Annotated in this window: 11 protein-coding genes; 9 read left to right on the forward strand and 2 right to left on the reverse strand. The window is 63.5% G+C overall.

What is annotated here, in order from left to right; all coding sequences use genetic code 11:
• Positions 1-286 precede the first annotated feature (286 nt).
• Positions 287-502, reverse strand: coding sequence for a hypothetical protein (locus VN419_RS01960; protein WP_325643881.1), 216 nt, complete (start codon positions 500-502; stop codon positions 287-289).
• Between the two features lie 510 nt (positions 503-1,012).
• Between VN419_RS01960 and VN419_RS01965 the strand changes: the two genes are divergently transcribed.
• On the forward strand, positions 1,013-3,955 hold the full coding sequence (locus VN419_RS01965) for a chemotaxis protein CheB (protein WP_325643883.1): 2,943 nt from the start codon (positions 1,013-1,015) through the stop codon (positions 3,953-3,955).
• Positions 3,956-3,992: 37 nt separating this feature from the next.
• Positions 3,993-5,015, forward strand: a complete 1,023-nt coding sequence (locus VN419_RS01970; protein WP_325643885.1) for a GAF domain-containing protein — start codon at positions 3,993-3,995, stop codon at positions 5,013-5,015.
• Between the two features lie 68 nt (positions 5,016-5,083).
• Here the strand turns inward: VN419_RS01970 and VN419_RS01975 are convergent, their stop codons facing one another.
• On the reverse strand, positions 5,084-5,845 hold the full coding sequence (locus tag VN419_RS01975) for a Crp/Fnr family transcriptional regulator (RefSeq protein ID WP_325643887.1): 762 nt from the start codon (positions 5,843-5,845) through the stop codon (positions 5,084-5,086).
• A gap of 596 nt (positions 5,846-6,441) precedes the next feature.
• Here VN419_RS01975 and VN419_RS01980 point away from each other — a divergent pair.
• The 7 genes from VN419_RS01980 to VN419_RS02010 form a co-directional block, all read left to right on the forward strand.
• Positions 6,442-6,699 (forward strand): hypothetical protein, encoded by a 258-nt coding sequence (locus tag VN419_RS01980; RefSeq protein WP_325643889.1) that lies wholly within the window; start codon positions 6,442-6,444, stop codon positions 6,697-6,699.
• Positions 6,700-7,651: 952 nt separating this feature from the next.
• Positions 7,652-8,437, forward strand: coding sequence for a BON domain-containing protein (locus VN419_RS01985; RefSeq protein ID WP_325643891.1), 786 nt, complete (start codon positions 7,652-7,654; stop codon positions 8,435-8,437).
• Between the two features lie 277 nt (positions 8,438-8,714).
• Entirely contained in the window at positions 8,715-8,873 is a 159-nt protein-coding gene (locus tag VN419_RS01990) for a DUF3309 domain-containing protein (RefSeq protein WP_325643893.1), read from the forward strand.
• Positions 8,874-8,916: 43 nt separating this feature from the next.
• Complete coding sequence (locus VN419_RS01995; RefSeq protein WP_325643895.1) at positions 8,917-9,096, forward strand: CsbD family protein; 180 nt, start codon at positions 8,917-8,919, stop codon at positions 9,094-9,096.
• A 168-nt stretch (positions 9,097-9,264) separates the two neighbouring features.
• Entirely contained in the window at positions 9,265-9,801 is a 537-nt protein-coding gene (locus VN419_RS02000) for a general stress protein (RefSeq protein WP_325643903.1), read from the forward strand.
• Between the two features lie 103 nt (positions 9,802-9,904).
• Positions 9,905-10,648 carry a PRC-barrel domain-containing protein gene (locus VN419_RS02005; protein WP_325643897.1) on the forward strand — a complete coding sequence of 248 codons (744 nt, stop codon included), beginning with the start codon at positions 9,905-9,907 and terminating at the stop codon, positions 10,646-10,648.
• A 101-nt stretch (positions 10,649-10,749) separates the two neighbouring features.
• A partial coding sequence (locus VN419_RS02010) for an acetoin reductase (protein ID WP_325643899.1) occupies positions 10,750-11,520 on the forward strand: 771 nt, incomplete at its 3' end.

The following is an 11,520-nucleotide window of genomic DNA, read 5'->3' on the forward strand; positions in this document are numbered from 1 at the left end:
GATCCCCGCCGCCGCCGTTCCGGCAAGGAAAAGTCCCACGGAAAGCAGCGCCGTAAAAACGCCGACCTCCTTTGTGAACTCGCCCATACCCGCTCCCGCTTGCGTCAGTGACTGTGTCCTTCGGGAACGCAGGGCTGCCCTGAAGCCGCGCCCATGCCCGTCCCACCCCGCCATTGGCGGTAATATATGCAGAAATGACAGGGGGAGCGGTTCTCCGTCTGTGCGGTACCGCACATAACCCTTGTCTATGCCCCCCTGCCCCGGCCTGCTTCCGCGCGGCCCGCGCCTAGAGGTATTCCGCGTAGAGGTAGACCTCCGCTGCCGGGGGCTTGGGCGCATCCCGTCTCAGGGCCTTGTCCGAGAGCGGACCGGGCAGTGGCGGTCCAGACTGCGGCGCACGTTCGGAATTGGCTAGGGAGGGCACCGTGACGCGGGACTTCCGAAGCGCATCCGCCTTTTTGGCGCTGGCCTTGGCGGACTGCCTGGTGAACGTTTTTTTCATGGCGTCCTTTGGAATCACTCCCGGCACGCAAGAAAGCGAGGCCCGGCATGATGTCGGCAACAGGTTGCAGGAGGGCCGGTGCGCGCCGCCCAGACGGGAGCGTTTTCCGGCATGATCGTGCATTACCCCCCCGCCCGCGCCTCGTCTGTGCGATGGTGCACCTACTGGCGATTGCCAGGAAAGGCCGGGCGCCAGGGTGCCTCAAAGCACGACAAGCCGCGCGACGAAGCAGACGGGGCCGCGCCGTCCGCATCCCACAGACTGGCCGCGGACCGGAGCAACGGGCGCTTTCGCCGCCGCACCGCGAAGCGCGCATGCGACCCGGCAAGACACACTGTAAAGAGCGTCACTTTCCCCCTCGACACCCTCGGCAAAAGCTGTTGTAGTCGTGAAGTGCGCCTCCCTTTGATCCGCACGACAACGACACGCTGTTGTGCCGGACCCAAACGCCCCTCCCTGAAGGTTTCCATGAAGAAGCAGACAGCCCCTCGCCCGCCAAGGCCAACATCCTTGCCCGCCGCCTCGAAGGCCTCCGCCCTGGGCTCGCTCGGCAAACCCGCCCGCGGCACGTCCTCCTTTCCCCTTGTGGGCATCGGCGCTTCCGCCGGAGGCCTGGAAGCGCTGGGGCTCTTTTTCCAGCACATGCCAGCGGGCTCGAACATGGCCTTTGTGGTGGTCCAGCACCTGGACCCGACCCAGAAGGGCCTCATGGTGGAGTTGCTCCAGCGCCTTACGCCCATGCCCGTGGCCCAGGCCAAGGAGCGGATGAGGGTCGCGCCGGGCCACGTGTACGTGATCCCGCCGAACAAAAATCTTTCCATCCTGAATGGCGCGCTGCACCTGTTCGACCCCACGGAACCCCGGGGTCTGCGCCTGCCCATCGACTTTTTCTTCCGCGCCCTGGCCGCGGACCAGAAGGGCAACAGCGTGGGCGTCATCCTCTCGGGCATGGGGTCCGACGGCATGCTGGGGCTGCGGGCCATCCGAGAGAACGCGGGCGTGTGTTTCGTGCAAGACCCGGCCACGGCCAAGTTCGACGGCATGCCCCGCAGCGCCATGGATGCCGGGCTGGCGGACGTGGTCGCCTCGCCGGAAGAACTGCCGGGCAGAATCCTGGCCTTTCTCCAGCACCCACGCCTGACGGACCGGCCCGCCCTGGCCCTGGACCTCAAGTCCCAGAGCTCCCTCGAGAAGATCCTCATCCTGCTGCGTTCCAAGACCGGCCAGGACTTCTCCCACTACAAGAAGAGCACCATCTACCGCCGCATCGAACGGCGCATGGGCCTGCACCAGATAGACAAGATCGCCGCCTATGCCCGCTTCCTCCAGGAGGCCCCCCAGGAAACCGAACTGTTGTTCAAGGAGCTGCTCATCGGCGTGACCAACTTCTTCCGTGATGAGAGCGTGTGGGCGCGGCTGAAACAGCAACTGACGACCACGCTTGCGACCCTTCCCCAGGGCAGCGCCCTGCGGGCCTGGACTCCGGGCTGCTCCACCGGGGAGGAAGCATACTCCCTGGCCATGATCTTCGAAGAGGTCCTGGACGAGGCGCTGCCTCTGGGCAAGCACACCCTGCAAATCTTCGCCACGGATCTGGACGCCGACGCCATCGCCAAGGCCAGAACCGGCCTCTACCCGCTGAACATCGCCACCGACGTGTCCCCGGAGCGCCTGAGCCGGTTCTTTGTTCAGGAAGAAAACGGCTACCGCGTGAGCAAGCAGCTGCGCGAAAGCGTGATTTTCGCGCCCCAGAACGTAATCATGGAGCCGCCCTTCACCAGGCTCGACATCCTCATCTGCCGCAACCTGCTCATTTACCTGGACGCGGATCTGCAGAAGCGGCTCATCCCCCTGTTCCACTACGCCCTGAAGCCCGACGGAATCCTGTGCCTCGGCACCTCGGAGACCATCGGCCAGTTCGCCGACCTCTTCGCCCCGCTGGACACCAAGACCCGGCTGTACAGGCGGCTGGTCCATACCGGCCGCTCCGGACAGGTGGAGTTTCCCTCCAAGCACAACCCGCTGCTGCCCGGAACGCCCCAGCCGCTGACCAGCGCCGACGCGGCCAAGCCCCAGCTCCCCAACGTCCAGACCCTGGCGGACCAGTTCCTGCTGCAGCGCTTCGCCCCTGCCGCCGTGCTGACCAACAGCCAGGGTGACATCCTGTACATCAGCGGCCGCACGGGAAAATTCCTGGAGCCCGCCGCGGGCAAGGCCAACTGGAACGTCTTCGTCATGGCCCGCGGCGACCTGCGCCTGGAGCTCACGAGCGCCTTCCACCGGGCCGTGCGGCAGGACGAGCCCGTGGTGCTTAAAGGCCGCAACCTGGGCGCAGGCAGCGGGGCCCTGGCCGTGGACGTCACCGTGCAGAGACTTCAGGAGGACTCCGCCCTCAAGGATCTGGTGATTGTCGTGTTCAGCGAGGTGCCCGCACAGACCCAACCCGGCGCCGCCGACGGCAAGCCCCTTTCCCCAAAGGCCCAAAGCCAGCTGGAACATCTGAAGATCGACCTGCTCATGACCCGCGAGGAATTGCAGCTGTGCAGGGAAGAGATGCAGACCTCCCAGGAAGAGCTCAAGTCCACCAACGAGGAGCTGCAATCCACGAACGAGGAGCTGCAATCCACGAACGAGGAGCTGACCACGTCCAAGGAAGAGACCCAGTCCATGAACGAGGAGCTGCAGACCGTCAACGCGGAGCTGCAATCCAAACTGGACGACCTGTCCCGGTCGAACAACGACCTGAAGAATCTTTTGAACAGCACGGACATAGCCACCCTGTTCCTGGACGAAGCCCTGAACGTCCGGCGCTTCACGCCGCAGACCGCCAAGCTCATCAAGCTCATTCCCGGCGACATCGGGCGGTCCATCACCGACATCGTGAACGAACTGGAATACCCGGAGATGGTGGCCGACGCCCAGCGCGTGCTGGAGACCCTGGTCTTCGTGGAGAAGCCCGTGGTCAGCCGCGACGGCCGCTGGTTCCTGGTGCGCATCACGCCGTACCGGACCCTGGACAACCGCATCGACGGAGTGGTCATCACCTTTTCGGACGTCAGCACCGCCAAGCGGCTTGAGGTCTCCCTGCGGGAGAACGGGCGGCAGATGCAGACCCTGCTGCAGGACATGCCCAGTCCCTTCGCCCTGCTGGAATCCGTGTTCGACAAGGACGGCGGCCTGACGGACGCCAAGTTCGTCTTCGTGAACACCGCCTTCGAGAGCAGCACCGGCGTCCGCCAGGCGGACGTTGCGGGGGCCACACTCCACACGGTCTGGCCCCACCTCGGCAAGGGCGCGCTTCCGGCCATGGAGCGGGCGGTGGAAACCGGCGCCGTGCAGCGCCTGAAAATGGCCATCCTCCCAAAGGACAAGGAATTTCGGGCCACGGTCTACCGCCCGGACGGAGACCGCAGCCGCATTTGCGTCACATTGGAGAGAGCCGCCAAGACCTAGACCGCCAGCCGCCAGCCGAGCTGGCACAAGGAAAGCCATGGACACGAACACACGGGCTTCACTGGACGCAGAGGAACTGCGCCGCAGAGCCGAGAAGCGCATGCAGGAGACGGCGGCGCTGGAGGGTTCCCACCAGGGCGAAATCAATACCCTTCGGCTGGTCAACGAAATGCTCAAGATCCACCAGATCGAGCTGGAGATCCAGAACGAGGAGCTGGTGCAGGCCAGGGAGGAGCTGGAGGCGGAAAAAACCCGCTACGCCGAGCTCTACGAGTTCGCGCCCGTGGGGTATCTGAATCTGGACGAATGCGGCGTGCTGCGTAAGATAAACCTGTCCGGCTCTGTGCTCCTCGGCGTAGAGCGGGCCGGAGCCCTGGACAACCCGCTGGAATTACACATCGCCCCGGCCGACCGCAAAGCTTTCAGAGAGTTCATCGCCAGCGTGTTCAAGGGCCCCGGCAAGGCCGTCTGCGAGCTGGGGCTGGTGTCCCAGGGGCCGCACGTCTCCGCGCGCCTTGAGGGCAGCCTTTCCCCAGACGGCCAGACCTGCCTGACCATGATGCAGGACATCACGGAGCGCAAAGCGCTGCAGGACGCCCAGGACTTCCTGTTGCGCTGCGGGCTGAAGCCCGGCGGTCTGGACTTCTTCCAGGACCTGACCCGCTATCTGGCCCAAGTGCTGGACGCGGACTGCGTCTCCATAGAACGCCTGTCCGGCGAGCGCTACACCACCGAGGTTCTTGCGGCGTATGCGGGCGGCCAGTTCCAGAGCAGTGCCCCCTCCTCTCTTGAGAACAGCCCCGGCAATGGCGTGGTGGACAAGGCGGCACGCAGCTACCCGAAGCGCGCGCGCCTGCTGTTTCCCAAGGACGCGCGCCTGCAGGCCCTCCAGGCCGAAAGCTACGTGGGGGCAACCCTTTGGAGCGCGGAGGGTCAACCAATCGGGCTCATCGCCGCCATGGGTTCCAAGCGCCAGGTCAACCAGCAACTGGCGGAGGCTCTGCTGCACATGGTCGGCATCCGAGTAGCCGGAGAACTTGAGCGCCTGAAGGCGGTCTAGGCCGCCCAGGCCGTGCCACGCCGCCTGCGACCCGGCAGGCGCGCGGGGCACGGTGGTGCGGGCGCTTTTCAGCAATCGGCGCGCGCACCACCGGTTCGCAGGCATTGGCTTGGGCGCTGAGCCAGATAGGGCAGCAGGCGGCTGGTCTCCCCCTTGACCACGGCGTAGCACTCGCAGCATTGCCTCTCAAGTTCGGACCGGTTCAGCACCGTAATGCGCCCGCGGCTGTACTCGATGATCCCCAGCTTCTGCAGTTTGCCCGCAGCCTCGGTGACGCCCTCGCGGCGCACGCCGAGCATGTTTGCGATGAGTTCCTGCGTCATGGCTAGGTGGTTGTCCGCCGAGCGGTCCAGAGAGAGCAGGAGCAGGCGGCACAGCTGCTGCACTATGGAGTGGTGGCGGTTGCAGACCGCCGTCTGAGACATCTGCGTGAACAAAACCTGGGTGTAGCGCAGCATGATCATCATCAACTCGCCGTGCCGGTTGCATTCGTCCTTGAACTTCTGGCCGTGCAGCCGGTAGGCGTACCCGGCCCCCCGCACCAGCGCCTGGTTGGGCGTGCTGCCCCCTCCCATGAACAGCGCAATGCCGATGAGCCCCTCGCAGCCGACCACCGAAATCTCCGCCGAAGATCCATTTTCCATGACATACAGAAGCGAGACGATGGCAGTGGCGGGGAAATAGACATTGCGCATGGTATCCCCTGATTCGCACAAGACCTTTCCAAGCGGGAGCAGTTCCAGCTCCAGATGGGGAAGCAGTCGGTTCTGCACTCCGGCTGGCAGGCTTGCCAGCATTTTGTTTAGAAGCACAGTGGACGTCTCGAGCATGCACCCGCCTTTTGCTGTTGGGTATAACTGATTGCTACTATGGCTTATTCCAATCCACACCCCTGTCCGTGCGCTACCGTACGTACCGAAGGACAAGTATTTCGGTCCCAGGCTCCAAAAGAGGCCCGTCCAGATATTACATTCGCGATACTAGGTATTTGACTGGCAATGCACAGACATTGCATTATGAAATAATTATGCTGCAGCAGGCATAATTATTGACGCGCATATCGGGCAGGAGATTCATTCCGGCAACGGCAGGCCGGGCAAGTCTCCGGGGCCGCCATAGGCCGTGACCGGCCGAGGGCACTGGCAGAGCCAACCCGACCAGCCCACGCCAAACGTCTGAATATTTTCAATCGTCATTCAAGCAAGTTACTACACCAGGGAGCCCTTCGCCTCCCTGGCGCGCTGCCGCTCGCCCCCTGCCCTGCCCAGTGCCGCCACCGCGCCCGCACCATGCCCGGAGGCCAAGCGCGGCCGCCTTCCTTTGAACCTTATGCGCGGCGTCGCACGGACGGGGCCTTTGTTCGCTGCCATGGTGTTCAGACCAAGACTTCGCAATGACGCGAATCAGGGAGCAGACGGAGGCCAGCGTGAACAATATTATTGCAAAGCAAACAGATGAAATAACACAAAAGAACAGCAGAGAGCCTCGCCCTGGAAAGACCGGCGCCACGGCAGACGCCGCGAAGCCGAAAGCAGGAAAGGCCGTCGGCTCGTCCATGCGGCAGGCCGCGCAGACCAGGGTTCCCAGGGGCCCCTTCAAGACGCTGACCATACCCGAATCCTGGTACAACTCGCTCCATGCCTCCTCGAACTCGGGCGACGCCGCAGACGGGGAGAAGGAATGACATGTGCTTTCCCTGCGTGAACGAATCGATGAGCGCCGCAACGGCATGAGGGCGCACTCACGGCGGCCCTGAGCGGCTTGCCAGTCAAGGCGGGCAGGACCAGCCCGACGCGGGGAACTGCGGCCCGGGCGAGTTTCATCGAGAGCGACTAGCCCCAGACCAGTCCGGGCAGCCTGCGCATGAGCCTCATGGCGGGCCAGGCTGGCCGAACCCGGCCCGCAGACACATTGAGCGGCAGCTTCCGCGCTTCCGGGCCGGGGGCCAGTGCGCACAAGGGAAGAGCAAGACGACAGGCTGTTCGCTGCCGCACAGACGCAAGCTCCGGCATGGTGACACAAGCAATACAGAGGTGAAATGCAATGGGAAATGAATCCGATTCTGAACACTCTGGTGGAGAGAACTACTGCATAAACTGCGGGAAGGTCATCCCGTTCATCGGGAATCCTTTCACGCCGGGCACGTGGGTGTGCGAAGAATGCCAAGAAAAAATGAATGCCGCCGCTGCGGACCTCCCTGAGTGACGGAGGGCGGAATCGGCGCACGCATCTTCCCGTGAGGGCAATGCCCTAGCGGCTGGCCCGCCCTCACGGGTTGCGCGGATATTTCCTTGCCGTTCCGGACGGCCATACAGGCCTTCCGCTCGGCACACGCACCAGGGTCTGGCGACAGCACCCTGGTCCTTGATCTCCGCAGCTTTGCCCGGCGGATGTCCCCCTCTGTTCGCCTGGCATTGTGACGCCGCCCCCTCCTCAGCAACAGGGGAGGGGGCGGCAAACCGAAGCAGCGCAGGCCCGCCGAATCAGGGAAGCATGCTGGCATCTTGGCGGAGAGGCGCGCTCAATCTCTGCAAGCCCCTTGGCGCCGGGGCCGCTGTATTTCCAAAGGGTTCTAATCGGCGCGGCACCAAGTGCGGCAGCCCCGACGCAACATGTAACCGGTGGAGGAGACGCTCTTGAAAAAAAACATCTGCTTTTTGGCGTTGGCCCTGTCCCTGTCGTCTTCAATGGTGATCAACACCACGGTGTTCGCATCCGAGATGGACGACCGCATCGAGTCATCCGCGAAGCAGAGCTATGTCTTCAGGACATATCTCAAGAACGACAACATCAAGGTGGTTTCCAAGGGTGGCGAAACAACCCTGACCGGAACCGTGACGGAAGAATCACACAAGGCCCTTGCCCGCGATACCGTGGCAAGCATGCCCGGCGTGAAGAGTGTGGACAACAAGCTGACCCTGAAGAGCGCGGGACCGGCCACCGGGAGCAATGCCTGGCTCGTCACCAAGGTCAAGCTGACGCTCCTGTTCCACAAGAACGTGAACGCCTCGGCCACTAAGGTCTCCGCGCAGAACGGGCGGATCACCCTGCGCGGCAAGGCCGCCAGTATGGCCCAGAAGGATCTGACCACCGAGTACGCGGCGGATGTGGACGGCGTCACCGGCGTCAAGAACGAGATGCTGGTGGCGGACGCGGCCACCAAGAAGGGCGCGGCACCGGCCGAGTCCAAGATGGATGCCGCGGGCGAATCCGTTGACGATGCGTCCGTCACCGCCCTGGTGAAGGCTACCCTGCTCTACCACCGCTCCACCAGCGCCCTCAATACCGGCGTGGAAACCAAGGACGGCCTCGTCACCTTGAGCGGCAAGGCCAAGAACGCGGCGGAGAAGGACTTGGCCGAGAAGCTCGCCAGCGACGTGCATGGCGTGAAGAAGGTGGTCAACAACATCACTGTTGGCTGAATTGACCCCAAGGCACGGGGACGGCAACACGCTGAGGGGACAGCACCCCCGGAGCCCTCGGACAAGGTTCAGGCCGAGGCGGACAAGGTTTCCGTGCTCAAACTGCTCCAGATCATCGTGGGCTCCGGCAAGAAGGGGGGAACCCGCTGAGAGGTGAGGCCAGCGCCGACCAGAATTGCAGGGGCAAAGCCCCGCAACGTCGTTCCGCTGCGGGCGGCCCGGGGGAAACCGCCGGGAAGCCACGCCGCAGCATCACCCACAAACGAAGGTGCGCGCCATGTCACTTGGTTCAATTCTCCTTGTCGTTCTGGCCCTCGCATTCATCGGAGCAATCCCCATATGGCCCCACAGCATGTCCTGGGGCTACATGCCCAGCGGTGGGCTGGGCATTGTCGCCGTCATCCTCGTGATTCTGCTGCTGACCGGCAGACTCTAGGCTGCAGCATCCCAGAACAATCTAACAAAACTGGAGAAATATCATGAAATCGAGCACCGAGGACAAGGTTGAGGGCGAACTGCACAAGGTTTCCGGAAACATCAAGGAAGCCGTGGGCAAGGTCACCGACAACCCCAAGCTTACCGCCAAGGGCCAGGCCGAAAACATGGCCGGCAAGGTTCAGGTGAAGGTGGGCGAGATCAAGAAGGTTGCCGGAAAGTAGCACGCGAGCCCAGCCTCGCCGAAACGGGCATCCAGGCCCCCGCCAGCCGCAGCATCCGCTTCCGGCCGGCCTGGATGCCCGCCTCCGCGGGCGCAAGTGGCACATGGAGTTTTCCGCATCCCGCAAACTCCCCTCTAATGATTAGCCACAAGGAGAATGACAGTGAACATGAATTCAGCGGTTGGCGTCTTCAGCAATCATGTCGACGCCGAGGGGGCCGTCAAGGAACTGCAGCAGGCCGGCTGCGACATGAAGAAGCTGTCCGTCATCAGCAAGGACTACCACACGGAGGAAAACGTCGTCGGCTACTACAACACCGGCGACCGCATGGCCACCTGGGGAAAGTTCGGCCTGTTCTGGGGCCTCATGTGGGGGCTTCTCTTCGGATCCGCCTTCTTTGTCATTCCAGGCCTCGGGCCGGTCATCATCGGCGGCCCGGTTGTCGCCTGGATCATCGGCGCCCTGGAGACCTCCGTGGTCACCGGAGGTCTCTCGGCCCTTGGCGCCGCCCTTGTCGGCATCGGAATCCCCAAGGACAGCGTCATCCGCTATGAAACAGCACTTAAGAGTGATAAATTCCTCATTCTTTTACACGGAACCACAACCGAGGTCGAGCAGGCCAAGGGCATCCTGCTGCGGACCAAGGCAGAAGAGGCCTACATGCACCAAAACATTTCCGCGTCCCCTCTGCGCCTGGCCTCCTGACGCGCGAAATCCAGCTTTCCCGCACCAAACCCGCCAATGTCACCACGCCGTCGTTCAGGCCGGGCCGCCTGACAACAACGCATAGAGCAAAAGGAAGATACGCATGTTGACCAAAGCAAAGATGCTCACCGGGTACAGCCTGCACTGTCTGGATGGCGAAATCGGCAAGGTCGTGGAGTTCTACTTCGATGATCAGCACTGGGGCATCCGCTACCTGGTGGCAAATACGGGAAACTGGCTGACGGGCAAGCAGGTGCTCATCTCCCCCTATGCCCTGATCGCCGTTGACGCAGTCGCCGGGAACATCCGCGTGAACCTCACGAAACGGCAGATAGAGGAAGGCCCTCCCCTGGACACGGACAAGCCCGTTTCGCGCCAGTTCGAGCAGGACTACTACGCCTATTACGGCTGGCCCATGTATTGGAGCGGTCGCTACATGTGGGGCTATTCCCCCTTCCTCGCGCGCGATCCCGCGCAGTGGCGGGAGCCCGTGCAAGGCGGCGAGGCCTGGAACCCCCATCTGCGCAGCATGAACGACGTGAGCGGCCACACCATCCAGGCCTCGGACGGCGAGATAGGCCATGTGGATGACTTCATCATCGACGACGAGACCTGGGCCATCCGCTACTTCATCATCGACACCCAGAACTGGTGGCCGGGAAAGCACGTGCTTGTGGCCCCGCAATGGATCGACAAGATCAGCTGGAGCGAGTCGACCGTCTTTGTGAACCTCACCCGCGACAGCATCATGCAGTCCCCGGAATACACCGGGCAGGAGCTCGTGTCGCGCGACTACGAGATCGGCCTGCACCACCACTACAACCGCAAGGGATACTGGGCGAAATAGCGCCAAGCGGCGACACGCGGAGCAAATGCCGCGGTCCTCGACCGGGCCAACCCGGGATTCCGTTCGCAGCAGCCGGACAGGAATACAAGGGAGACACAGCCATGAGCATTGCGAAAAAGGTGGCCCTGATCACGGGAGCCGGACAGGGCATCGGACGCGGCATCGCCCTGCGCCTGGCCAAAGACGGCGCGGCCGTCGCCCTTGTGGGCAGGCACGAGGAGCCCCTGGCCGTCGTGGCCAGGGAGGTCGAGAATCTCGGGCGCAGGGCCGCCGTCTTCGTCGCCGACGTCAGCGACCGCGCGCAGGTTTACGCCGCAGTGGACCACGCCGAGAAGCGGCTCGGCGGCTTCGACATCATGGTCAACAACGCGGGCATCGCCCAGGTCCAGACCATCGCCAACGCCACCCCCGAAGAAGTGGACCGCATCTTCAAGATCAACTTCCAGGGCGTGCTGTGGGGAACCCAGGCGGCGGCGGCGAAGTTCATCGCTCTGGGCCGCAAGGGCAAGATCATCAACGCCTCCTCCATCGCCGGGCACGAAGGGTATGCGCTCCTCGGCATCTACTCGGCCACCAAGTTCGCCGTGCGCGCCTTGACCCAGGCCGCGGCCAAGGAGTTCGCCAGCCGCGGCATCACGGTCAACGCCTACTGCCCCGGCGTGGTGGGCACGGCCATGTGGGTGGAGATCGATAAGCGCATGGCCGAGCTGACCGGCGCGGCCATCGGCGAGACCTACAAGAAATACGTCGAGGGCATCGCCCTGGGCAGGGCCGAAACGCCGGAGGATGTCGCCGCCTTCGTGTCCTTTCTGGCAGGACCGGATTCCGACTACATGACGGGCCAGGCTCCGCTCATTGACGGCGGCATGGTC

This window comes from Humidesulfovibrio sp. (assembly GCF_035560995.1).
Lineage (GTDB): Bacteria > Desulfobacterota > Desulfovibrionia > Desulfovibrionales > Desulfovibrionaceae > Humidesulfovibrio.